The organism is Stenotrophomonas indicatrix (assembly GCF_050573115.1).
Taxonomy (GTDB): domain Bacteria; phylum Pseudomonadota; class Gammaproteobacteria; order Xanthomonadales; family Xanthomonadaceae; genus Stenotrophomonas; species Stenotrophomonas lactitubi_A.
In genome coordinates, this window is the sequence record NZ_JBNYZT010000002.1 from 206,091 (window position 1) to 227,081 (window position 20,991).

Genomic DNA, 20,991 nt, shown 5'->3' on the forward strand with positions numbered 1-20,991 from the left:
AGGGGGTCAGGGCGTTCGCCGTTCCAGCAGGTTGCTGTGGCGGGCGATGAACATCGCCGCCGGGTCGATACCCTTGGTACGCAGAATGTGCAGCCGGGTGGCCGCCTCGGTCAGCACGGCCAGGTTGCGGCCGGGCATCACCGGCAGGGTGATCAGCGGCACGTCCAGGTCCAGCACATGGCGCGTGCCCGAGTCGCCGGTCAGGCGCTCGTAACCATGGGGGGTGGGCTCGGTCATCGGCTTGGTCAGGTGGACGATCAGCCGAAGGTACTTGTTCTTCTTTACAGCGGTGTCGCCGAACATCTCGCGCACGTTCAGCACGCCCAGGCCACGCACTTCCAGCAGGTCCTGCAGCAGTTCCGGGCAGGTGCCATCGAGCACGTCGGGGGCAATCTGGGTGAACTCGGGGGCGTCGTCGGCCACCAGACGGTGACCGCGGCTGAGCAGTTCCAGGGCCAGTTCGCTCTTGCCTGATCCGGCTTCACCGGTGATCAGCACACCGATGGAGTAGATCTCCATGAACACGCCGTGCAGGATCACCCGCGGCGCCAGCGTCCGCGCCAGGTGGTAGGACAGGTGGTTGAGCAGTTCGTGGCCGCGCTTGGGCGACAGCCACAGCGGCGTGCCGGATTCATCAGCGGCCGCACGCAGATCTTCCGGGCACGGCTGGTTGCGGGTCAGCACCAGGGCCAGCGGGTGTGACTGCATGATCTTTTCGATGGTTTCCCAACGCTGGCGTGGTTCCAGCGCGTCCAGCCAGGACAGTTCCTCGGTACCGAGGATCTGCACCTTGTTGGGATAGATCGCATTGAGATAGCCGGCCAGCGAAGGGCGACGCGAGACCGTATTGCCGGCCTCCAGTTCGCGCTTCTCGCCGGATTTGCCCGCTGCCCAACGCAGGCCGAGCCGCTCACGCTGCTGTTCGAACAGTTCGCGGGCAGTGATGCTGGTATTCATGCGGCGCTCGCCGGTGGGGTAAGGTCCAGGGCCTGGCGCAGCTCCCGTGCATCACCGGCCTCGCGCAGCGCCTGGCGGATGCAGGGCGCGGAAAACAGCTCGGCCAGCTCGGACAGCAGCATCAGGTGTTGATGGGTGTAGTGGGCGGGAACGGCCATGGCGAACACCAGGTCCACCGGCTCGTCGCCACCGAAATCGACCGGGGTCTGCAGACGCAGCAGCGCGCCTCGGGGTCGATCCAGGGTCGGCGCACGACCATGCGGGATGGCGATGCCGTAACCGATCGCGGTACTGCCCAGCGCTTCGCGCTGGCACAGGTTGAGATAGATCTGTTCGGCATTGGCCTGGCGGCAGGCCAGCAATCCGGCCGCGGCCTGCAGGACGCTGTCGCGGTCGGTGGCCGTGCAGAGCTGGGTCTGCACGGCCGCCAGGAGGTCAGTCAGGGGCATGTCTGCGGGAAGCGGTGGCGATCAGCCACCATTGTCGCCCACCGGCAGCGGTGCGTGCTGCTGTTTTTTCTCCTTGTGCTTGATCACCAGGCGGTCAAGCTTGTCCGCCAGCAGGTCGATCGCGGCATACATGGTCTGCGCATTGGCTTCAGCGTGCAGGGTCTGACCCGGAATATTGAGGCTGGCATCGACGTGGTGTTCAGTCTTCTGCAGCTTGAGGGTCACCCGCGCTTCGCAGTGCTGGTCGAAGTGTTTGCCGATCCGGGCCAGCTTCTCCTCTACATAGGACTGCAGGGCCGGGGTGACTTCGACATCTTTGCCAAACGTTTCGATGCGCATCGGGTTTCTCCTTTGATCGGATGTGCCAATGAACCTCTCCGCCGGGCGCGGCGGCGCGTCAAACGATTCTGACTCTTTCGTGCGAGGCGGAGATGTTCATGGCCTCACGATACTTCGCCACGGTGCGCCGCGCTACTGGGATTCCCGATGTTTTGAGCAGGTCAGCCAGCTTGGCGTCAGAAAGCGGCTTGCGTGGGTTCTCGTCATCGATCAGGCGCCGGATCATGGCCTGGATGGCGGTACTGGATGCTTCGCCACCGCCGTCGGTGTCGATGCCCGAAGCGAAGAAGGCGCGCAGCGGCAGGGTGCCGCGCGGCGTACGCACGTGCTTGCGGGCGATCGCGCGCGACACGGTGGATTCGTGCAGGCCCAGCTCGCCTGCGATCTCGCGCAGGGTCAGCGGGCGCAGTGCCTGTTCGCCGAATTCAAGGAAGCCGGCCTGCTGCTGGATCAGGCTGCGCACCACCCGCAGCAGCGTCTCGCCACGCGCCTGCAGACCCTTCAGCAGCCAGCGTGCCTCCTGCAGTTGGCCGCGCAGATAACCGGCATCGGCGTCACCGCAGCGACGGATCATCTGCTCGTAACCGCGGTGGATCACCAGCTTGGGGCCGGCATGGGCGGCCAGCGCGGCGCGCCAGATGCCGTTCTGCCGCCACACGACCACGTCCGGGACCACGTAGGTGTCCTGGGCGAGCGGAGCGATCTGGGTGCCGGGGCGAGGGTCCAGCGAGCGCAGCAGGGCCACGGCGGTCTCGACCTCGGCCAACGGCTGCTTCAGCTGCTGGGCCAGGCCGGTCACGCCGCTGCGAGGCAGTTGTTCCAGCGGGCCGGCGGCGACCTGTCGGGCCAGGGCCAGGCACGGGGTGTCGGCAGGCAGCACGTCCAGCTGCAGTTGCAGGCATTCGCCGAGGCTGCGTGCGGCCACGCCAACGGGGTCGAAGCGCTGGATCTGGTGCAGCACGGTCAGGATTTCGTCTTCACCGGCGTGGATCGCCGGCAACAGCGCTTCGGCGATGGCCGAGAGCGGCTCGCGCAGATAGCCGTCGTCTTCCAGCGAATCGATCAGCGCGGCACCGATGCTGCGGTCGCGGTTGGACAGATGGGTCAGGTGTAGCTGCCACAGCAGATGGTCGGCCAGGGTTTCGGTTTCGGCGACGCGCTCGGCGGCACTGCCGTTGTCGTCGTCATCATCGAAACTACCGCCGCTGCCGCCACTGCTCCAGTCCAGTTCGGCGGGCGCCCAGTCGTCGCCGCTGCTTTCAGCGTTGTCGGGCGGGGCGTCATTGTCGCCGCCCGCGTCGTCGCTGCTGGCGTCTTTGTCGACACCGGCGCCTTCGTCGCTGCTGTCGGACCAGTCCAGCAGTGGATTGCTCTCCACCGCCTGGGCGATTTCCAGCTCCAGCTCGGTCGTGGACATCTGCAGCAGCTTGATCGCCTGCTGCAGCTGGGGCGTAAGCACCAGCTGCTGTCCCAACGATGTCTGCAGCCGAGTCTTCATGCCTGTGCCGAACGGAAGGGAGAGGGCCCGGCGGCCGCGGTTACAGCTTGAAGGAATCCCCAAGGTAGACGCGGCGCACGTCGGCGTTGTCCAGGATCGCCTCCGGCGAGCCCTGGGCCAATACGGTGCCCTCTGCGAGGATATACGCGCGGTCGCAGATTCCCAAGGTCTCGCGCACGTTGTGGTCGGTGATCAGCACACCAATGCCGCGTTGCTTGAGATGGGTGACGATGCGCTGGATTTCGCCGACCGAGATCGGGTCCACACCAGCGAAGGGTTCGTCGAGCAGGATCAGGCGCGGCTTGGCGGCCAGTGCACGCGCGATCTCGCAACGACGACGCTCACCACCGGACAGGCTGGCGCCGAGCTGTTCGGACACGTGTCCCAGCTGCAGTTCGTCGAGCAGGCTGTTCAGTTCGCGCTCGCGGCCGGTCGAATCCAGGTCCTCGCGCAGTTCCAGCACCAGACGCAGGTTGTCGGCCACGGTCAGCTTGCGGAACACCGACGGTTCCTGCGGCAGGTAACCCACACCCTGCTTGGCGCGGGTGTACATCGGGTCGCCGGTGATGTCCTTGCCGTCCAGCACGATGCTGCCGGCATCGGCACCGACCAGGCCGACGATCATGTAGAAGCAGGTGGTCTTGCCGGCACCGTTGGGACCCAGCAGGCCGACCACTTCACCGGCATCCAGAGTCAGCCCGAAGTCCTTGACGACTTCGCGCTGCTTGTAGCGTTTGCGCAGGCCAGTAGCGACGAGCATTACTTCTTGCCTCCCGCCGGGGCCGGGGCGGCAGCAGGCGTCTTGTTCTTCGGCGGAATCACGGTGCGCACGCGGCTGCCATCGCCGCCGGAGTTCATCTCACCGCTGCGGGTGTTGTAGACCATGCGCTGGCCAGCATTGGTGCCGCGCGCGCTGGTGACCTTGTAGTTGCCGGTCAGGGTGATGATCTCGGTGGTGATGTCGTAGTCGATCCGGTCGGCCACCGCATCCATCCAGGTGCCATCGTCGAGCTGCTGCTTCATCTTGGCCTGCTTGCCGGTGAACACCGCACGCACGGCTTCGCCGCCCTTGAGGTAGATCTCGGCCTCGGACGAACGCAGGTCCAGCGTGCCCTGGGTGATGATCACGCCGCCCGACAGCACGGTCTTGCCGTCACCGGTGAGGGTGCCGGACTGTGCGCCGGAATCAATATTCATCGCTTCATTGCGGTCGGTCGACTTGGCAAAGGCGACAGCGGGGACAAGAAGACTGAGCGCGAGCACGGCTGCAAAGGGAATCTTCATCGGGGTCCGTTCTACCGGTGGTGGCCCTCCGGCGGGACCGGGGGCGGCGGGTGGGGGCTGCCTGCTTCGCGCCTGTCGGGAAGACGTCGCGGGCGGGCGGCGGAATCAGCGCTTGGGCGTGTAACGGCCCTTGGACTGGCTGAGGAAATGATACGTGTTGTTCTTCGAATCCACCTCGAACCCGACGCCGGACTGCTCCATGCCCGGCCGGGTCATGGTCACCAGGGCATCGGTACGGGCGCGGTTGTCCTTCGGGAATACATCCAGGTGGTCGGTGCGGAAAGTGGTCGGGACCACGCCGGGATCGGCCGGGCTGTCGCCGGCGACGTTGCCCCGCAGCTTCATCTCGTCGCCCTTGGCACTGAGCCAGCCGGTCTCGGCACGCAGCGTCCAGTGCTTGCCATCCTTGTCGGGCATTTCGAACAGCGGGGTGGTGATGTTGAGCGTCTGGTCGCCACGCTGGCGTTCCAGCAGGGGCGCGCGCAGGGTGGTCGATTCCTTGCCGTGCTCGTCCAAGGCGACGATCTGGAAGTCATGCAGGATGTAGTCCACACCGGCGTCCTGGCCCTCGACGGCAGGTGCCTTTTCACGGTTGCGCAGCGCGGCCCAACTGCTCAGCAGGGCAGCCAGCAGCAGACCGACGCCGAGGATCATCCGCCAGTTCAAGGAGGGGGCATTCATGCGCCGAACCTCGCCAGCACGGCGTCCAGGCGGCCCTGTGCGGCCAACAGCACGTCGCACAGCTCGCGCGCGGCACCACGGCCGCCGTCGGCGCGGGTGATCCAGTGCACACGCTCTGCGATCCACGGATGGGCATTGGCCGGCGCCACGGCCAGGCCGACCGCGCCCAGCGGCGCCAGGTCCGGCAGGTCGTCACCCATGAAGGCCACCTGCTCCAGGCCGATGCCGTGCTGCGCGCACAGCGCCTGCACGCTGGCCAGCTTGTCGCCGACGGCGATCTGGGTGTCGATGCCCAGGTCGGCGCCGCGCTTGAGCGCGGACTGGCTGTTGCGCGCGGTGATCAGCACGGGGTGGATACCGTGCTGCTGCAGCAGTTTCAGGCCCAGGCCATCCTGCACGAAGTACGCCTTGCTCTCGTTGCCATCCTTGTCGTAGTACAGCCGACCGTCGGTGAGGGTGCCGTCCACGTCGAAGCAGGCCAGGCGGATAGCGGCTGCGGTGGCATGCAGGTGGGCGGGAAAGGCGGGCAGGGGGGACCAGGGCATCAGGGCATCGGACTCGGTGGTTGCGGGCTCGTTGGTACAGACTGAATGGGGTCTACGGACTGTCGGTTAAACCACCCGCGCCCGCAACAGGTCATGAATGTTCAGGGCGCCGACCGCGCGGCCCTGGCTGTCGACTACGATCAGGCCGGTGATCTTGTGGGTTTCCATCAGCCGCGCAGCCTCTACCGCCAGCTTGTCGGCGCTGATGGTGCGCGGTTGCCGGGTCATCACATCGGCAATCTTCGCGGTGCGCACGTCCAGGTCGGTGTCCAGGGCGCGGCGCAGGTCGCCGTCGGTGAACAGGCCGATCAACACACCCTGGTCGTCGACCACGGCGGTCATGCCCAGGCGCTTGCGGCTCATCTCCATCAGTGCTTCGCTGAGGCTGGCGCCGACATCGACCTTGGGCAGGTCCTCGCCGGTGTGCATGACGTCGGTGATGTGCAGCAGCAGTCGGCGGCCGAGGCTGCCGGCCGGGTGCGAGCGGGCGAAATCGTCGGCAGTGAAGCCGCGCGCGTCCAGCAGGGCCACCGCGAGGGCGTCGCCCATCGCCAGCGAGGCGGTGGTGCTGGAGGTGGGCGCCAGCGCCAGCGGGCAGGCTTCGGCCGGCACGCTCACATCCAGGTGGAAATCGGCGGCGCTGGCCAGGCTCGACTGCGGCCGGCCGGTCATGGCGATCAGCACATTGCCCTGGCGCTTGAGCACCGGCAGCAGCATCAGCAGCTCATCCGATTCACCCGAATAGGACAGCGCCAGCACCACGTCGTCCTCGGTGATCATGCCCAGGTCGCCGTGGCCGGCCTCGCCCGGGTGCACGTAGAACGCCGGGGTGCCGGTGGAGGCCAGGGTGGCGGCGATCTTGCGCGCGACATGGCCGGACTTGCCCATGCCGGTGGCGACCACCCGGCCGCGGCCGCCCAGGATCGCCCGGCAGGCCTGCTGGAAGGCGTCGCCGAGGCGGTCGGCCACGGCGTCCAGCGCCTGCCGTTCGATCTCGAACACGCGCCGGCCACTGGCGACCAGGGCGGCAGGGTCGGCGGAACGGGGGGGCAACAGGGATTCGGCCATGCGGACGCCACGCAGCGGAAGTAGAATGGACGCACATTTTATTAGGAAAGCCCGTTGGACGCCGACACCATCCGCAATCTGATCGAAACCGGCCTGCCCGGCGCCCGCGCCGACGTGCAGGGTGACGATGGCGTGCATTTCGAAGCGACCGTGGTCAGCGAGGCCTTTGCCGGCAAGATGCCGCTGGCCCGCCACCGGATGGTGTATGCCACTCTGGGCGACCTGATGGGCGGCGCGATCCACGCGCTCGCATTGAAAACCGTGACCCCGGCCGAAGCCGGCTGAACCGCAGAAGATCCCCAATACATGGCCAAGATCGTTGTGACCGGCGGCGCTGCGCTGCACGGTGAAGTAAGCATCTCCGGCGCCAAGAACGCCGTCCTCCCCATCCTGTGCGCAACCCTGCTGGCCGACGCGCCGGTGGAGATCACCAACGTGCCGCATCTGCACGACGTGGTCACCACGGTGAAGCTGCTGGGCGAACTGGGCGCGAAAGTGACCATCGACCAGGGCACGCTGTCGCGCGGCAGCGCGATCGTGGTCGACCCGCGCCCGGTCAACCAGCATGTGGCTCCGTATGAGCTGGTCAAGACCATGCGCGCCTCGATCCTGGTGCTGGGCCCGCTGCTGGCCCGCTTCGGCGCGGCCGAAGTGTCGCTGCCCGGCGGCTGCGCGATCGGCTCGCGTCCGGTCGACCAGCACATCAAGGGCCTGCAGGCACTCGGTGCGGACATCGTGGTCGAGAACGGCTTCATCAAGGCCACCGCCAAGCGCCTGAAGGGTGGCCACTTCACCTTCGACATGGTCAGCGTGACCGGTACCGAAAACGTGCTGATGGCAGCGGTGCTGGCCGAAGGCACCACCATCCTCGACAACGCGGCGATGGAACCGGAAGTCACCGACCTGGCGCACTGCCTGATCGCGCTGGGTGCGAAGATCGAAGGCCTGGGCACCGCCCGCCTGGTCATCGAAGGCGTCGAACGCCTGTCCGGTGGCCGCCATGAAGTGCTACCCGACCGCATCGAAACCGGCACCTTCCTGGTAGCGGCAGCGATGACCGGTGGCAAGGTCACCGTCAACCGCGCGCGCCCGAACACCATGGACGCCGTGCTGGCCAAGCTGGTGGAAGCCGGCGCGACCATCGAGACCACCGAAGACAGCATCACCCTGGACATGCACGGCAAGCGGCCGAAGGCGGTCAACCTGACCACCGCGCCGTACCCGGCGTTCCCGACCGACATGCAGGCGCAGTTCATGGCGCTCAACTGCGTGGCCGACGGCGTGGGCGTGATCAACGAAACGATCTTCGAAAATCGTTTCATGCACGTCAACGAACTGCTGCGCCTCGGCGCGGACATCCAGGTGGAAGGCCACACGGCCATCGTGCGCGGTCACGAACGCTTGAGCGGTGCGCCGGTGATGGCGACCGACCTGCGCGCATCGGCATCGCTGATCCTGGCCGGTCTGATGGCCGATGGCGATACCACCATCGATCGCATCTACCACCTTGATCGCGGCTACGAGAACATCGAAGAGAAGCTGTCTTCGCTCGGCGCCACCATCCGGCGCGTGGCCGCATGATCCTGCGCGGCAAGTTCAGCCGTCGCCGCAAGGCGCTGCTGGCGCTGGTGCTGATCGTACTGGCGTGGCTGGGCTACGCCTGGTACGCCAACATCGCCATCACCAAGGGCATCGAGCAGAAGGACATGGACTGGAATGGCGACGGTACGGTGACCCGTGACGAGATCATCCAGTCGTTCTATGCGGTGGCGGTGAACGACAGCCAGGAGGGCAACCGCCATTGCCGTACGTTCGTGCGCCGATCCACGGGCGAGCAGATCCGGGTGGACTGCCGCACCGAGTTCGCGCCAGCGGAAGAACCGAAGAAATAAAAAAACGCCCGCGAAAGCGGGCGTTTTTCATTTGGTAGTGCCGGCCGCTGGCCGGCAACCCCACGAATGGATGCCGGCCAGCGGCCGGCACTACCGGTTCGTGCGTCAGTTCATCGCCTTGATGGTCAGGTCCAGCGCATCGCGACCGCTTTCACGCTGCAGCATGCGCGCCGGCACCGGGAACTCCGGCACGATCCAGGCAATCAGCTCCTTGTTGCCGTCGGTGCGCGAGACCTTGGTGGCCTCGTAGCTCTTGCCGCCCACGGTGATCGATTCCTTGCCCACCACACGGTAGGTCATGTTCTTGACCCGGCCTTCGTCAACCATGCGATAGGTCAGCGGCTTGCCGGCAGCCAGGTCGCGGGCGATGGCCAGGTTGATCAGCAGCGCGTCCATGTCGCCGGCCTTCAACGCGATCGGTCCGGCGCGGTCCGGCTTGATGTCACCGGTCCAGGTGGCCTGGTTGCTGGTCCAGTTGTAGTTCGCCTGCACATTGCGCTTCTTCACCAGCAACGCCGAGCGGTCCTGGCTGCTGAGCGGGCGCAGCTGCCCGCGCACTTCCTCGAACACGGTGGTCTGGCTCAGGTCGGCCAGCTGGTTCTTGACCTGCAGGCTGTAACGCCACTTGTTGGTACCTTCGCTGGCCAGGGTCATGCTGCCGTTGGCCTGCATGCCCATGTAGCTGGCCAGGTAGTCGGCCTTGAACGGCTGCAGTGCCATGGCCGGCAGGCTGACCACCGAAAATGCGGCAGCGGCGATCCAGGTCAGGGGGCGGGTCAGGGTATTCATGCTCAGACTCCTTGGTATTCGATCAGGCGCAGATCGACGCGATCTTCGCCATCTTCGCGTTGCAGGATGCGCACCGGGGTGGGGACACCGTTGGCGATCCAGAGAATGGTTTCGTTGTTGCCGCCGTTGGTCCGATAGACCCGCAGCGCGTTGTAGGACAGGTCGCCGACCTCGACGTTCTCGGTCTGCGGCGCGGCCTGGTAATCGTGCTGGCGCACCTTGCCCATGTCGACGTAGCGATAGTGCATGGTCGCGCCAGGGCGGGCATCGCGCATGATCGCCAGGTTCATCAGCAGGGCGCTCTGATCGCCGGCCTGCAGCGGAATCGGCTGTGCGCGCTTCTTTTCCACGTCGCCACTCCACTGCGCGGTGCCGGCCTGCCAGTTGTAGGTGCCGACGGCCTTCTTGCCAAGGAACAGGCCTTTTCGCACCGTACTCTGGCTGAGTGGCGCATAGACACCGTTGCGCTCCTCGAACACCGTGCTCTGCTCGATGTTCAGGCCGAGCACGCTGGCAAAGCCGCGACGGCCGACTACCTGCATGTCCACCCGCCACTGGTTGCCACCGGTGTGAGTGACCTGCATGGTCGCATCGCCTGCTTCCTTGCTCTTGTAGAAGGCCTGGTAGGTCGCGCTGAACGGCTGCAGCGGCGGCGGCTCCCAGGCCAGTGCAGGCAGCACCGGCGGCGCCACCTCGGCAGGTGCCGGCGCAGCAGGCGCTGTTGCCTGGCCCCAGCCCGCACAGGCGAGGACGGCAAGCGGCAGCAGCAGGGTTGTACGCAGCAGGGACGTGGTCTTCATGGCCGACAGGAACCGCAGGAGGGGGGCAGAATGCCAGCCCCGCAGTCAGCGGGGCGTGTGCACGGGCGTTACCGGTTCAGGTTTCCGGCGGAATCTAGAGCCAAAGGGCTAAACAGGGGGTGACCGTCGAGTGTCGGCTGTCCTTCCCGTTCAGCCAGGCGGCCTGCGCAGAGCAGTTCCAGGGTCGCGATCAGCAGCGGATGCTCCACCGCAAGCACGCGTTCGGCCAGGGTCTGCGCATCATCGCCGGCAAGCACCGGAACCCGCGCCTGCGCCAGTACCGCGCCGGCATCCAGTTCCGGCACCACCAGGTGGACGCTGGCGCCGTGCTCGACGTCACCGGCCTCCAGCGCCCGTGCATGGGTGTGCAGGCCCTTGTGCAGCGGCAGCAGCGAGGGATGGATGTTGACCAGGCGGCCATTGAACCGCTGCACGAAATCGGCGCCGAGGATGCGCATGTAGCCGGCGCAGACGATCCAGTCCGGGGCGGATGCAGCCAGCGCATCACCCAGCGCCTGCTCGTAGGCGGCGCGGTCGCTGAATTCCTTCGGCGCATGCGCCCAGCGTCGATCCGCTGCCACCCGCTCCAGTGCGGTCGCATCGGGACGGTCGGAGAACACGCCGACAACCTCGGCCTGCAGCCGCCCCGCAGCGATGGCGTCGACAATGGCCTGCAGATTGCTGCCGCGGCCGGAGGCCAGCACGGCGATGCGGCAGATGCTCATCGCGCCGCGCTCCGGCGCACCACCGGCCACAGCAACAGGCTGCCCAGGGTCGCCAGCAGCATGTCCGCATGCGCGTCCCACATGTCGCCCTGCTGGCCGTTGTAGGCCTCGGCCGCTTCCGGCGACAGGGCAAGGGCGATGCCCCATTCCAGCCACTCATACACCAGGCTGGAACACATCACTGCCATCACCGCCAGGGTGAATGCCTGGCCGATGCGCAGCGCAGGCCAGGACTGTCGCGCCAACTGCAGCAACGCCGGCGTGAAGCAGACGCCATAGAGGAAGTGGATCAGGCGATCGAAGTGGTTGCGCTGCCAGCCAAAGGCGGCATCCGGCGACCATCCGAGCAGCGACTGCAGCCAGGCATCATAGGGAACGTTGGAATACAGCCAGCGCGCGGCCACGCAGTGGATGGCGATGAAGCCGCAGATCGCGATGAAGGCACCGTTGCCCAGCTGCCAGCGCCGGTCCACCCACCACAGGGCGAGCAGGCCGATCACGGTCAGCGAGCTGTGCAGGGTCTGCTCGAGCGGCCACAGCGGATGGATCCAGGTTGCCGCGAATATGCTCAGCACCGCGACCAGCGCGACCTTCTTCGGTCCTGACAGTGAGTGGGTGGCGCGGTTGCTGGCGAGCGAGGGGGCAGCGGGCGTGGACATGTCGGGGCGATCAGCAGAGGGATGGAACATGCGCCTGCCAGCTCAGACGCTGACGTGGTCGCCGCGGTCGAACAGTGCGGCGATCTCCGGCTTGCGCAGGAAATACACCGCGTAGGCGGTCAGCGCCATGCCCAGCGGGCCGGCCATCACCGCGGCCCAGGCCGCGCCGCGACACCAGGCCAGATTGCTGCGCTGGCCAAGCAGCCGCGCGGTGCGCAGCTGCAGGAAGCCCAATCCGATGGCCAGCAGCGACACCGTGCCGTACACCGTCGCCAGCACGGCACCGTCATCCATGCCGCGTTCGAAGGCGACGATGCCGACAAAACCGAGGAACACCAGCGCTGCCAGCCAATGGAAGCCTGCCAGTGCATAGAACAGGATCTTCAGATTGTGCAGGTGGCTGGCGGTCTGCAGGTCGGCCAGGGTCTGCCTGGGCAGCGGTGGCGGGTTCAATCCATCGTTCATGCCACACCCGCCTGGCCAGCGAAGGCAGCCTTCACCTGCGGGCGCAGCAGCACGACCAGGGTGAACACGCCGAGGATGGTGCCGATGGGGGTGAACAGGCACGACAGCCCCGCCACGATCATGCACAACAGGTAGCGGCGCTGCTGTGACAGGCAGCGGCCGGCATAGGCGACAAAGCCGGCCAGGGTCAGCCCGCCGAGCACGATGCAGAAACCCATCACGGTGAACAGCCAGCCGACGAACTGCTGTTCTTCCGGCGAAGACGGTTCACCGCCGGACTTCATCGGCAGCGAACCGGACAGCATGGCGATGCCCAGCACGATGTGCAGGATGAAGATCAGCGAGAACACCGCCATCAGGCCAGCGACCACGTAGTGGCCGATTGCCAGCTGGCGCAGCTGGGTGGCGTCCTGCGGGCCGAACACCGGCACGGCCGGGTTCGGCGGCAGCACCGGCGGAGCCGGCGGCGTCGACAAGGGAGGGGGTGCGTCCATGCGGGTTCCTTTGTCCAGTGGATCAGGCGATGTGGACGCGTTCGCCGCCCTGGGCGGTGACCACCTGGCCAATCGTCCAGTGCTCCAGGCCCTGCGCCTTGACCGCAGCGGACACGGCCTCCAGCTGGTCCGGGGCGACGATCAGCACGAAGCCGATGCCGCAGTTGAAGGTGCGCCACATCTCGCTGTCAGCCACCGCGCCTTCCTTCTGCAGCCACTGGAACACCGGCGGCAGGGTCCACGACGAGGCCTGGATGTCCAGGCCGAGGCCTTCGGGCACCACGCGGATGATGTTCTCGGTGAGGCCGCCACCAGTGATGTGGGCCATGCCGTGGATGGCATCGCCATGCGACTTCAGCAGCGACAGGATCGGCTTGACGTACAGGCGGGTGGGGGCCATCAGCGCATCGACCAGCTTGACCCCGCCTTCCAGTTCCAGCTCGGCCGGGCGGCCGGCGCGGTCGTAGATGCGGCGGACCAGCGAATAGCCGTTGGAGTGCGGGCCGGACGAAGCGATGCCGATCAGCACGTCGCCGGCGGCGACATGGGCGCCGTCCTTCAGCTCGCTCTTTTCGACGGCCGCGACGGTGAAGCCGGCCAGGTCGTACTCGCCCGGCGCGTACATGTCGGGCATCTCGGCGGTTTCGCCGCCGATCAAGGCGCAGCCGGCCTCGGTGCAGCCATTGGCGATGCCGCCCACGACGGCGGCGGCGGTGTCGATGTCCAGCTTGCCGGTGGCGAAGTAGTCCAGGAAGAACAGCGGCTCGGCGCCTTGCACCAGCACGTCGTTCACGCACATGGCGACCAGGTCGATGCCGATCGTATCGTGGCGGTTCAGCTGGTGGGCCAGCTTCAGCTTGGTGCCGACGCCGTCGGTGCCCGACACCAGCACCGGCTCGCGGTACTTATTGGACAGGTCGAACAAGGCGCCGAAGCCACCCAGGCCGCCCATCACTTCCGGACGGAAGCTGCGCTTGACCAAGGGTTTGATCCGCTCGACCAGCTCGTTGCCGGCGTCGATGTCGACACCCGCATCACGGTAGGTGAGGGGAGAAGGGGCGGAAGACGGGCTGTTGGTCACGGGCGTCGGCGCTGGCAGGGGTTGAATCGCCGATTTTAACAGGCCGCATTGGCGCAAAGGCCGTATTCGGGCAACAATTCCCCCCGGATACGTCGAGCCAATGGATGTCCTGATGCGCCGCAGCCTGTTTTTGACCCTGCTCCTTGCGCTATGCCTGCCGGTGGCCACGATGGCCCAGAGCGGCATGCGAACCGAGGGGGATGTTGCCACTGCCAGTGGTGCGTACGAGGCCGAAGTGCCCGTCAACAGCCAAGCCGAGGCTGACCGCAACGGTGCACTTGCCCGCGCGTTGAGCGTGGTACTGGGTAAATTGTCCGGTGATCGCAGCGTCATGTCGCGCCCCGGCGTGGCGCAGGCGTTGCGCAATGCCAAGGATTATGTGGCCAGCTACGACTACAAGCAGGACCAGAGCGTGGGCGCCAGCGGTGCGCCGAGCTTCCGTACCCTGCTGGTCGCGCGCTTCCGCGAGGATGACGTGGACGGGCTGGTGTCGGCCCTGGGCCTGCCGCTGTGGCCGCAGCCGCGACCGAAGCCGGTGCTGTGGCTTGCCGTCGATGACGGCAGCGGTCCGCGTCTGGTCAGCGTGCAGCAGGCCAATGCCGCGCGGCCGTTGCTGAGCCGGGCCATCGAGCGTGGTTACAAGCTCGGCCTGCCCAGTGGTGGCGCCGCCGAGCAGGCGCTGGCGGGTGCCATCTGGCGCCAGGACAGCGCCGCCGTAGCCCGCGCCTCGTCGCGCTATTCGCCGCCGATGCAGCTGATCGGCAAGCTCTACCGCGCCAATGGCGGCTGGCAGGCGGACTGGGTGTTCGTCGACAACGGCCGTGAACTGAACAAGTGGACCAGCAAGGACGCCAACGCGATGCGCGCGATGGCCGCCGGTGCCGATGGCGCTGCCGACGCGCTGGTCAAGCGCTATGCCAAGGCCGGTGCGGCCACCGGCCAGGCAGGCACCTACCGCGTGGTGGTGACCGGCATCAACAGCGCGGACGAATACCTGCGCCTGGCCGCCGGCCTGCGTGAAGTCGCGGTGGTGCGCAACGTCACCCCGCTGCGCGCGACCGCCGACCATCTGGAGCTGAATCTGGAACTGACCACCGGCCTGGCCGGCTTCAACCGCATGCTCGGCGACAACGGCGTGCTGGTGCCGTCGGCGACCCTGCCGGCCTTGCCGACCCCGATCGACGATACGACCGGTGCACCGGCACCGGCGCCGGTCAGCAACGAGTACCGCCTGCGATGATCCTGTCCCCGGAAGCGGAAATCGCGCAGTTCCTGCGACGGCTGAAGTACATCCTGCTGGCGGGCCTGATCGGCTGGATCGTCTGGCTGCTGGCACCGATCCTGACCCCGTTCGTGCTGGCGCTGGCGCTGGCCTGGCTGGGCGACCCGCTGGTGGACCGCATCGAGGCCACTGGCCGCTCGCGCATGACCGGTGTGGTGCTGGTGTTCGTGGCGATGGTGCTGGTGATCACGGCACTGTTGCTGGTGCTGGTGCCGATGATCGAGCGCCAGATCACCACGCTGATCGCAGCGGCCCCGCAGGCGCAGGCCTGGCTGATGGAGAAGGGCATCCCCTGGTTCGAGCAGAAGACCGGGCTGGAAGTGATGCAGTGGATGGACCCGGACCGCCTGATCGAGTGGGTGCGCAGCCATTGGCAGCAGGCCGGCGGGTTCGCAACGACCTTCATGGGCTATGTTTCGCGCTCGGGCTTCACGGTGGTCACCTGGGTGGTCAACCTGCTGCTGCTGCCGATCCTGGCGTTCTACTTCCTGCGTGATTGGGACAAGCTGGTCGAGCGCGTGGCATCGGTGATTCCGCGCAACCAGATCGGCACGATCACCGCGCTGGCGCGTGAATCCAATGAAGTGCTCGGTGCGTTCATCCGCGGGCAGTTCCTGGTGATGCTGGCGCTGGGCGTGATCTACGCCGGTGGCCTGTCGCTGGTCGGGCTCAAGCTGGGCCTGTTGATTGGCCTGATCGCCGGCCTGATCAGTTTCATTCCCTACCTGGGCGCGACCACCGGCATCCTGATGGCGATCGTGGCGGCGCTGGTGCAGGCGCAGGGGTTCGACCTGAAGCTGCTGATCCTGGTGGGCGTGGTGTTCACCGTCGGCCAGCTGCTGGAAAGCTACGTGCTGACCCCGCGCATCGTCGGCGACAAGATCGGCCTGCACCCGGTGGCGGTGATCTTCGCGGTGATGGCCGGTGGCCAGCTGTTCGGCTTCCTGGGCATGCTGCTGGCGCTGCCGGTGGCGGCGGTGACCAACGTCCTGTTGCGCTATGCGCACCAGCGCTACCGGCAGAGCGAGCTGTATGCCGGCGAGAAGCCCGCGATCGTGCTTGATGGCGTGATCGACCAGCCCCATATCATCGTGCCTGGCAATGACAAGGGTCCGGAACTGAAGTGATTGGTGTGCCGCAACTTCCGCTGGCCCTGCATTACCCGCGGGACCAGCGCCTGGAGAGCTTCATCGGTGCGCCGGACGGCGCGCTGGCGCAGCTGCGCGCCATCGCGGTAGGGGCCAGCCACGATTGGATCTACCTGGAAGGCGCGGCCGGCACCGGCAAGACCCATCAGGCGCTGGCGATGTGTTCCAGCGCCGAGCAGGCCGGGCGCCTGCCGACCTACGTACCGCTGGCCAGTGTGGTCGGCCGGGTGCGGGTGGCGCTGGAGGGATTGGAGCTGCGCGAACTGGTGGCGCTGGATGGATTGGATGCGGTGGCGGGCAACCGCGAGGACGAGATCGCGCTGTTCGATTTCCACAACCGCGCGCGCGCTGCCGACGTGACGGTGCTGTACACCGCGCAGAAGTCGCCCGGTGAATTGGGTCTGGTGTTGCCGGATCTGCGGTCGCGCCTGGGCCAATGCGTGCGGGTGCTGCTGCAGCCGCTGGACGAGGAAGGCCGCGCGGCGGTGCTGCGCGAGCGCGCGCTGCGCCGTGGGCTGGCGATCGACGAGGCCGCCATCGAGTGGCTGCTGTCGCACACCGGGCGCGAGCTGGGTGGGCTGATCACGCTGCTGGACTGGCTGGATCGAGAATCGCTGGCGGCGAAGCGGCGGATCACCGTGCCGTTCCTGCGCCAGGTACTGGAAGAAGGTCGTCCCCGTTACTGAGGGATGTTGTTCGGCAGGGCTGCGCCCTGCACCCGCCGAAGCCGAATCAACGTCAACGTCAAAAGCGGGCTATCCGTGGGATGGCGGGGCGCTGTGGGTTTGCGGGGACGCCGTGAACCCGTCCATGGGGGCTTGGTCGCCGCATCCATGCGGCTCACACCCCGCAAACCCACAGCGCCCCGCCTTCGACAATTGGCCGCGGCTGTGGGTAGATGTCGACCTTGGTCGACACGTGTCTTGCTTGTGGTGGGTGACGACCGTTGGTCGTCACCAGAGCAAGCGCAGCGAAGCGACCCGCTTCTGCTTTTCTTTCTTTCTTCCGTGGCTGGACGCACACGGAAACTGTCAGAGGCCGGGCGGGGTGGGTTGCGCAGGGGCGTGAGCCGCATGGATGCGGCGACCGAGCTTACATGGACGTACTTGCAGCGTCCCCTGCGCAGCCCATCCCGCCCGGCCAAGCAAGGCTTCTGCTCTGAAGACGTCCAACCACGAGCGGCTCAGCCGTTCGCGGCCAACTCATCGTCCAGCGCGCGCAGGCGATCAACGGTCCCGACATCCGTCCAGCGACCGCGATGATGCTGACCGCTGATCCGCCCCTGTGCCATGAAATGCTTCTGCAACGGCACCACCGAGAACTTCGGTGGCACGCGCTCGCTGCCAGGTGCCTCGCCGATCACCGCGCGCCAATCGGCCACGATCGACGGACGATAGACGCCGATCCCCGCATAGGTCAGGCACGGACCTTCGCGGTCGTGGTGCAGCACGCCGTGCGCGTCCAGCCGGTAGTCGCCGTTGGGGTGCTGCGCCGGGTTGTCGACCAGCACCAGATGCGCTTCGCCGGCCGGTTCACGCGGCAGCGTGGCGAAATCGAAATCGGTCCAGATATCGCCGTTCACCACCAGGAACGGATCGTCCCCCAGCGCCGGCAACGCATTGAGGATGCCGCCGCCGGTTTCCAGCGGGGTATCGCCTTCGTGCATGAAATGCAGGTGCAGGCCCCATTGGCGGCCATCGCCCAATGTGGCCGGGAACTGCTCGGCGAGCCATGCGGTGTTGATCACCACGTCGCGGATGCCGAACGCAGCCAACCGTTCCAGGTGCCACACGATCAGGGGTTTGCCGGCCACTGCCAGCAGCGGCTTCGGCGTGTGCAGGGTCAATGGACGCATGCGCTCGCCCAGACCGGCGGCGAAAATCAGAGCCTTCATCGATGCGGCCTTCAGCGCAGCACGCGCATCGGCGCGGCCAGCTCGGCCAGTGCCGGTTTGATCCGCATTTCCAGCAACTGTTGCAACGGCGCCAGTTCGCGGTAGCGCGGCAGCACTTCATCCAGATAGGCGATGAAGCGCGGTGCGTCGTCCAGGTAGTGGCCCTTGTTGTCGCGGTAGCGCAGGCGGCAGAACAGGCCGAGGATCTTCACGTGGCGCTGGATGCCCATCCAGTCGGCGTCGCGCAGGAAGGTGGCGCGGTCGGGTACCGGCAGGCCGGCGTCGCGCGCGCGCTGGTGATACTGCGCCAGCCAGTCGTCCACGCGCTGCAGCGGCCAGCTCAGGAAGGCATCCTTAAACAGACTCACCGCGTCGTAGGCGATCGGACCACGCACCAGGTCCTGGAAATCCAGCACGGCCGGGCCGCCGTCCACCGGCATCAGGTTGCGCGGCATGTAGTCGCGGTGGGTCATCAGCTGGGCCTGGCCCAGCGCGTTGTCCATCAGCCGGCGGTGGACCAGTTGCAGGCCTTCGATCTCGCCGCAGTCCAGTTCAAGGCCAAGATGACGTTGCAGGAACCACTCATCGAACAGGCCGGCGTCACGTTGCAGCAGCGCTTCGCCGAACTGACCGAAATCGGCAGGCACCGGAATGGCCTGCAGGCGCAGCAGCTGATCGATGGATCGGCTGAACCACTCGTCGGCATTGCGTTCGTCGAGGATCTTCGCCAGCGTCGGGCCGCCCAGGTCTTCCAGCAGCAGGAAGCCGGCGTCGAGGTCCTGGGCAAGCAAGGCGGGCACGCGCAGGCCGTGATCGTGCAGCAGGCCGCGCATGCGCAGCCAAGGCGTGGGGTCTTCCAGCCCCGGCGGGGCATCCATCACGATGTGGCTGCCGCGCTGGCTGGTGGTGCGCCAGTAGCTGCGCATGCCAGCGTCGACCGAGGCGCGTTCGACCACGGTGTTGCCATCATCGAGCTGGGTACGGGCCCACTGCAGGCGCTGTGCGCTGCGCTGGGGGTCAGAGGCGGGTTCGGTCATGCAGGCATATCCGGGCGCGCCGGGCGCGCCAACGTCAGGGACAGAAGCGGGAAGGGGGTGGCGGCTCAGCGGCGGCCGCTGAACAGGCGCAGGATCGCCAGCACGACGACCGCGCCCACGACCGCGCCGAGGAAGCCGGCCGGTTCACCGGGCGCGTACCAGCCCATGTACTGGCCGAACCAGCCGGCCAGCAGCGCGCCGATGATGCCCAGCACGATGGTCAGCAGACAGCCCATGCGGTTGTTGCCGGGCATGAAGAAGCGTCCCAGCAGGCCGACGAAGAAGCCGACCAGGATGATGTAGAGCCAGCTGGTGCTGCCAAACAAACCGTTCATGCGATCTGCGCCTTCAAAGGATGGACGCAGCCTAGCAAGGCCAGGCTGCGTCCGTCACTGCATGACGCAATCAGCAGCAGCCGTGGTCGCCGTTGCGGGTCCCACTGTCGGCGGCCACCGGCGAACCGCTGGTCTCGCCACGCAGGCTTGCCGCGTAGTGCTCGCTGATCACCTTGGACACGCACGAGGTGACCTTCTTGCCCATCGGAATGTGCAGGAACTCGTTCGGGCCGTGGGCGTTGGAGTGCGGGCCGAGCACGCCGGTGATCATGAACTGGGCACCCGGGAACTTCTCGCCGAGCATGCCCATGAACGGGATCGAGCCGCCTTCGCCCATGTACATCGCCGGCTTGCCGAAGAAGGTCTGGCTGGCATCGTCGATGGCCTTGGTCAGCCACGGTGCCATCGCCGGCGCGTTCCAGCCGGTGGAGGCCTTTTCCAGGTCCAGGGTGACCTGCGCGCCGTTCGGCGGATCGCGCAGCAGTGCTTCCTTCAGCAGCTCGCCGCAGGTCTTGCCATCGGCGGTCGGCGGCAGGCGCAGCGACAGCTTCACCGCGGTATGCGGGCGCAGCACGTTGCCGGCCGATTCCAGCGGCGGCATGCCGCCGATGCCGGTCACCGACAGGGCAGGGCGCCAGGTACGGTTCAGCACCAGCTCGGTCAGGTCGTCGTTCATCGGCTTGAGGCCGTCGACCAACGGGAATTTCTCGAAGATCGCAGTATCGACCACGTCGGCGGCACGCTTTGCCTGTTCCAGACGCTCGGCCGGGATCTCCACGTTCATGCCCTCGATCAGGATGCGGCCGGTGTCCTGGTCCTCGATGCGCGACAGCAGTTGGCGCAGCAGGCGGAAGCTGGACGGCACCACGCCCGAGGCATCACCGGAGTGCACGCCTTCGTTGAGCACCTTCACCGAGAAGTTGCCGCCGGTCAGGCCGCGCAGCGAGGTGGTGCACCACAGCTGGTCGTAGTTGGCGCAGCCCGAATCCAGGCAGACCACCAGCGACGGCTTGCCGATGCGGTCAGCCAGGTGGTCGACGTAGGCCGGCAGGTCGTAGCTGCCCGACTCTTCACAGGCTTCGATCAGCACCACGCAGCGGGCATGCGGCAGGCCCTGGGCCTGCAGCGCCAGCACGGCGGCCAGCGAGCCGAAGATGGCGTAACCGTCATCGGCACCGCCACGGCCATACAGCTTGTCACCGCGCAGGACCGGGGTCCACGGGCCCAGGTCGTCGTCCCAGCCGGTCATCTCCGGCTGCTTGTCCAGGTGGCCGTAGAGCAGGATGGTGTCGTCGCCGGTTTCGGCGCCGGTAGCCGGAATTTCCAGCAGAATCAGCGGGGTACGGCCTTCCAGGCGCACCACTTCGACCTTCAGGCCGGGCAGCTCCTGCGCCTTGGCCCAGGTTTCCATCAGGGTGACCGCCTGCTCCATGTAGCCGTTCTGCACCCAATTGGCGTCGAACATCGGCGACTTGTTGGGAATGCGGATGTAGTCGACCAACTGCGGGACGATTTCGCTGTCCCACTTGTCATTGACGAATTGGCCGAGCTTGGCGCTGTCCATCTGAA

Annotated in this window: 26 protein-coding genes; 6 read left to right on the top strand and 20 right to left on the bottom strand. The window is 66.8% G+C overall.

Features of this window, described 5'->3' with window-relative positions:
- Positions 1–6: 6 nt before the first annotated feature.
- The 9 genes from hprK to ACQ5SA_RS06925 form a co-directional block, all read right to left on the bottom strand.
- Positions 7–957 (bottom strand): HPr(Ser) kinase/phosphatase, encoded by a 951-nt coding sequence (gene hprK, locus ACQ5SA_RS06885; protein WP_004147299.1) that lies wholly within the window; start codon positions 955–957, stop codon positions 7–9.
- Positions 954–1,406, bottom strand: a complete 453-nt coding sequence (locus tag ACQ5SA_RS06890; RefSeq protein WP_032977285.1) for a PTS sugar transporter subunit IIA — start codon at positions 1,404–1,406, stop codon at positions 954–956. Before ACQ5SA_RS06890 ends, hprK begins: the two co-directional genes overlap by 4 nt.
- A gap of 21 nt (positions 1,407–1,427) precedes the next feature.
- A complete protein-coding gene (gene hpf / locus ACQ5SA_RS06895) occupies positions 1,428–1,745 on the bottom strand; it encodes a ribosome hibernation-promoting factor, HPF/YfiA family (RefSeq protein ID WP_004147311.1) in 318 nt (105 codons plus the stop codon).
- Between the two features lie 58 nt (positions 1,746–1,803).
- Complete coding sequence (locus ACQ5SA_RS06900; RefSeq protein ID WP_353101486.1) at positions 1,804–3,243, bottom strand: RNA polymerase factor sigma-54; 1,440 nt, start codon at positions 3,241–3,243, stop codon at positions 1,804–1,806.
- A gap of 40 nt (positions 3,244–3,283) precedes the next feature.
- Complete coding sequence (gene lptB, locus ACQ5SA_RS06905; protein ID WP_353101484.1) at positions 3,284–4,003, bottom strand: LPS export ABC transporter ATP-binding protein; 720 nt, start codon at positions 4,001–4,003, stop codon at positions 3,284–3,286.
- Complete coding sequence (gene lptA / locus ACQ5SA_RS06910; protein ID WP_025874018.1) at positions 4,003–4,527, bottom strand: lipopolysaccharide transport periplasmic protein LptA; 525 nt, start codon at positions 4,525–4,527, stop codon at positions 4,003–4,005. Before lptA ends, lptB begins: the two co-directional genes overlap by 1 nt.
- A gap of 105 nt (positions 4,528–4,632) precedes the next feature.
- Positions 4,633–5,208, bottom strand: coding sequence for an LPS export ABC transporter periplasmic protein LptC (gene lptC, locus ACQ5SA_RS06915; protein WP_353101480.1), 576 nt, complete (start codon positions 5,206–5,208; stop codon positions 4,633–4,635).
- On the bottom strand, positions 5,205–5,753 hold the full coding sequence (locus tag ACQ5SA_RS06920) for a KdsC family phosphatase (protein WP_499313620.1): 549 nt from the start codon (positions 5,751–5,753) through the stop codon (positions 5,205–5,207). The genes lptC and ACQ5SA_RS06920 overlap by 4 nt, the downstream gene beginning before the upstream one ends.
- Before the next feature lie 66 nt (positions 5,754–5,819).
- The gene (locus ACQ5SA_RS06925) at positions 5,820–6,821 is read right to left on the bottom strand and encodes a KpsF/GutQ family sugar-phosphate isomerase (protein ID WP_353101476.1); all 1,002 of its coding nucleotides are present in this window, start codon (positions 6,819–6,821) and stop codon (positions 5,820–5,822) included.
- A gap of 54 nt (positions 6,822–6,875) precedes the next feature.
- Between ACQ5SA_RS06925 and ACQ5SA_RS06930 the strand changes: the two genes are divergently transcribed.
- From ACQ5SA_RS06930 to ACQ5SA_RS06940, 3 genes are read left to right on the top strand one after another with little or no spacing between them, the layout of a single operon-like run.
- Entirely contained in the window at positions 6,876–7,106 is a 231-nt protein-coding gene (locus tag ACQ5SA_RS06930) for a BolA family protein (RefSeq protein WP_089239309.1), read from the top strand.
- A gap of 21 nt (positions 7,107–7,127) precedes the next feature.
- Entirely contained in the window at positions 7,128–8,402 is a 1,275-nt protein-coding gene (murA, locus tag ACQ5SA_RS06935; RefSeq protein WP_108266763.1) for a UDP-N-acetylglucosamine 1-carboxyvinyltransferase, read from the top strand.
- The gene (locus ACQ5SA_RS06940; RefSeq protein ID WP_353101924.1) at positions 8,399–8,713 is read left to right on the top strand and encodes an EF-hand domain-containing protein; all 315 of its coding nucleotides are present in this window, start codon (positions 8,399–8,401) and stop codon (positions 8,711–8,713) included. The genes murA and ACQ5SA_RS06940 overlap by 4 nt, the downstream gene beginning before the upstream one ends.
- A gap of 105 nt (positions 8,714–8,818) precedes the next feature.
- On the opposite strand, the gene ACQ5SA_RS06945 is transcribed toward ACQ5SA_RS06940, so the two are convergent.
- The 7 genes from ACQ5SA_RS06945 to purM all read right to left on the bottom strand — a co-directional run bounded on the left by ACQ5SA_RS06945 (position 8,819) and on the right by purM (position 13,726).
- A complete protein-coding gene (locus tag ACQ5SA_RS06945) occupies positions 8,819–9,502 on the bottom strand; it encodes a DUF3108 domain-containing protein (protein WP_499313630.1) in 684 nt (227 codons plus the stop codon).
- Positions 9,503–9,504: 2 nt separating this feature from the next.
- Complete coding sequence (locus tag ACQ5SA_RS06950; RefSeq protein ID WP_089239317.1) at positions 9,505–10,302, bottom strand: DUF3108 domain-containing protein; 798 nt, start codon at positions 10,300–10,302, stop codon at positions 9,505–9,507.
- A gap of 68 nt (positions 10,303–10,370) precedes the next feature.
- Complete coding sequence (purN, locus tag ACQ5SA_RS06955; protein ID WP_499313633.1) at positions 10,371–11,027, bottom strand: phosphoribosylglycinamide formyltransferase; 657 nt, start codon at positions 11,025–11,027, stop codon at positions 10,371–10,373.
- The gene (locus ACQ5SA_RS06960) at positions 11,024–11,635 is read right to left on the bottom strand and encodes a DUF2238 domain-containing protein (protein WP_499314006.1); all 612 of its coding nucleotides are present in this window, start codon (positions 11,633–11,635) and stop codon (positions 11,024–11,026) included. Before ACQ5SA_RS06960 ends, purN begins: the two co-directional genes overlap by 4 nt.
- Positions 11,636–11,728: 93 nt before the next feature.
- Entirely contained in the window at positions 11,729–12,151 is a 423-nt protein-coding gene (locus ACQ5SA_RS06965; RefSeq protein ID WP_499313636.1) for a hypothetical protein, read from the bottom strand.
- Positions 12,148–12,645 carry a hypothetical protein gene (locus ACQ5SA_RS06970; RefSeq protein ID WP_108266768.1) on the bottom strand — a complete coding sequence of 166 codons (498 nt, stop codon included), beginning with the start codon at positions 12,643–12,645 and terminating at the stop codon, positions 12,148–12,150. The genes ACQ5SA_RS06965 and ACQ5SA_RS06970 overlap by 4 nt, the downstream gene beginning before the upstream one ends.
- Before the next feature lie 22 nt (positions 12,646–12,667).
- Entirely contained in the window at positions 12,668–13,726 is a 1,059-nt protein-coding gene (gene purM / locus ACQ5SA_RS06975) for a phosphoribosylformylglycinamidine cyclo-ligase (RefSeq protein WP_089239327.1), read from the bottom strand.
- A gap of 112 nt (positions 13,727–13,838) precedes the next feature.
- Here purM and ACQ5SA_RS06980 point away from each other — a divergent pair, with 112 nt between their 5' ends.
- From ACQ5SA_RS06980 to hda, 3 genes are read left to right on the top strand one after another with little or no spacing between them, the layout of a single operon-like run.
- Positions 13,839–14,966, top strand: coding sequence for a DUF2066 domain-containing protein (locus tag ACQ5SA_RS06980; protein ID WP_230112806.1), 1,128 nt, complete (start codon positions 13,839–13,841; stop codon positions 14,964–14,966).
- Positions 14,963–16,135, top strand: a complete 1,173-nt coding sequence (locus ACQ5SA_RS06985) for an AI-2E family transporter (RefSeq protein ID WP_165376456.1) — start codon at positions 14,963–14,965, stop codon at positions 16,133–16,135. Before ACQ5SA_RS06980 ends, ACQ5SA_RS06985 begins: the two co-directional genes overlap by 4 nt.
- Complete coding sequence (gene hda, locus ACQ5SA_RS06990) at positions 16,135–16,842, top strand: DnaA regulatory inactivator Hda (protein ID WP_230112814.1); 708 nt, start codon at positions 16,135–16,137, stop codon at positions 16,840–16,842. The genes ACQ5SA_RS06985 and hda overlap by 1 nt, the downstream gene beginning before the upstream one ends.
- Before the next feature lie 497 nt (positions 16,843–17,339).
- On the opposite strand, the gene murU is transcribed toward hda, so the two are convergent.
- The 4 genes from murU to ACQ5SA_RS07010 all read right to left on the bottom strand — a co-directional run bounded on the left by murU (position 17,340) and on the right by ACQ5SA_RS07010 (position 20,986).
- Positions 17,340–18,050 carry an N-acetylmuramate alpha-1-phosphate uridylyltransferase MurU gene (gene murU, locus ACQ5SA_RS06995; RefSeq protein WP_499313640.1) on the bottom strand — a complete coding sequence of 237 codons (711 nt, stop codon included), beginning with the start codon at positions 18,048–18,050 and terminating at the stop codon, positions 17,340–17,342.
- Positions 18,051–18,061: 11 nt separating this feature from the next.
- Complete coding sequence (locus ACQ5SA_RS07000; protein WP_230112804.1) at positions 18,062–19,087, bottom strand: aminoglycoside phosphotransferase family protein; 1,026 nt, start codon at positions 19,085–19,087, stop codon at positions 18,062–18,064.
- 65 nt (positions 19,088–19,152) lie between these two features.
- The gene (locus ACQ5SA_RS07005; RefSeq protein WP_089239335.1) at positions 19,153–19,422 is read right to left on the bottom strand and encodes a GlsB/YeaQ/YmgE family stress response membrane protein; all 270 of its coding nucleotides are present in this window, start codon (positions 19,420–19,422) and stop codon (positions 19,153–19,155) included.
- A 70-nt stretch (positions 19,423–19,492) separates the two neighbouring features.
- Complete coding sequence (locus ACQ5SA_RS07010; protein WP_100463586.1) at positions 19,493–20,986, bottom strand: M20 family metallopeptidase; 1,494 nt, start codon at positions 20,984–20,986, stop codon at positions 19,493–19,495.
- Positions 20,987–20,991: the final 5 nt, after the last annotated feature.

Excerpts from the sequence above, each read along its gene's own strand:
- hprK (WP_004147299.1), bottom strand. The coding sequence starts at position 957 with ATGAATACCAGCATCACTGCCCGCGAACTGTTCGAACAGCAGCGTGAG.
- ACQ5SA_RS06890 (WP_032977285.1), bottom strand. The coding sequence starts at position 1,406 with ATGCCCCTGACTGACCTCCTGGCGGCCGTGCAGACCCAGCTCTGCACG.
- hpf (WP_004147311.1), bottom strand. The coding sequence starts at position 1,745 with ATGCGCATCGAAACGTTTGGCAAAGATGTCGAAGTCACCCCGGCCCTG.
- ACQ5SA_RS06900 (WP_353101486.1), bottom strand. The coding sequence starts at position 3,243 with ATGAAGACTCGGCTGCAGACATCGTTGGGACAGCAGCTGGTGCTTACG.
- lptB (WP_353101484.1), bottom strand. The coding sequence starts at position 4,003 with ATGCTCGTCGCTACTGGCCTGCGCAAACGCTACAAGCAGCGCGAAGTC.
- lptA (WP_025874018.1), bottom strand. The coding sequence starts at position 4,527 with ATGAAGATTCCCTTTGCAGCCGTGCTCGCGCTCAGTCTTCTTGTCCCC.
- lptC (WP_353101480.1), bottom strand. The coding sequence starts at position 5,208 with ATGAATGCCCCCTCCTTGAACTGGCGGATGATCCTCGGCGTCGGTCTG.
- ACQ5SA_RS06920 (WP_499313620.1), bottom strand. The coding sequence starts at position 5,753 with ATGCCCTGGTCCCCCCTGCCCGCCTTTCCCGCCCACCTGCATGCCACC.
- ACQ5SA_RS06925 (WP_353101476.1), bottom strand. The coding sequence starts at position 6,821 with ATGGCCGAATCCCTGTTGCCCCCCCGTTCCGCCGACCCTGCCGCCCTG.
- murA (WP_108266763.1), top strand. The coding sequence starts at position 7,128 with ATGGCCAAGATCGTTGTGACCGGCGGCGCTGCGCTGCACGGTGAAGTA.
- ACQ5SA_RS06940 (WP_353101924.1), top strand. The coding sequence starts at position 8,399 with ATGATCCTGCGCGGCAAGTTCAGCCGTCGCCGCAAGGCGCTGCTGGCG.
- ACQ5SA_RS06945 (WP_499313630.1), bottom strand. The coding sequence starts at position 9,502 with ATGAATACCCTGACCCGCCCCCTGACCTGGATCGCCGCTGCCGCATTT.
- ACQ5SA_RS06950 (WP_089239317.1), bottom strand. The coding sequence starts at position 10,302 with ATGAAGACCACGTCCCTGCTGCGTACAACCCTGCTGCTGCCGCTTGCC.
- purN (WP_499313633.1), bottom strand. The coding sequence starts at position 11,027 with ATGAGCATCTGCCGCATCGCCGTGCTGGCCTCCGGCCGCGGCAGCAAT.
- ACQ5SA_RS06965 (WP_499313636.1), bottom strand. The coding sequence starts at position 12,151 with ATGAACGATGGATTGAACCCGCCACCGCTGCCCAGGCAGACCCTGGCC.
- ACQ5SA_RS06970 (WP_108266768.1), bottom strand. The coding sequence starts at position 12,645 with ATGGACGCACCCCCTCCCTTGTCGACGCCGCCGGCTCCGCCGGTGCTG.
- ACQ5SA_RS06980 (WP_230112806.1), top strand. The coding sequence starts at position 13,839 with ATGCGCCGCAGCCTGTTTTTGACCCTGCTCCTTGCGCTATGCCTGCCG.
- ACQ5SA_RS06985 (WP_165376456.1), top strand. The coding sequence starts at position 14,963 with ATGATCCTGTCCCCGGAAGCGGAAATCGCGCAGTTCCTGCGACGGCTG.
- murU (WP_499313640.1), bottom strand. The coding sequence starts at position 18,050 with ATGAAGGCTCTGATTTTCGCCGCCGGTCTGGGCGAGCGCATGCGTCCA.
- ACQ5SA_RS07000 (WP_230112804.1), bottom strand. The coding sequence starts at position 19,087 with ATGACCGAACCCGCCTCTGACCCCCAGCGCAGCGCACAGCGCCTGCAG.
- ACQ5SA_RS07005 (WP_089239335.1), bottom strand. The coding sequence starts at position 19,422 with ATGAACGGTTTGTTTGGCAGCACCAGCTGGCTCTACATCATCCTGGTC.
- ACQ5SA_RS07010 (WP_100463586.1), bottom strand. The coding sequence starts at position 20,986 with ATGGACAGCGCCAAGCTCGGCCAATTCGTCAATGACAAGTGGGACAGC.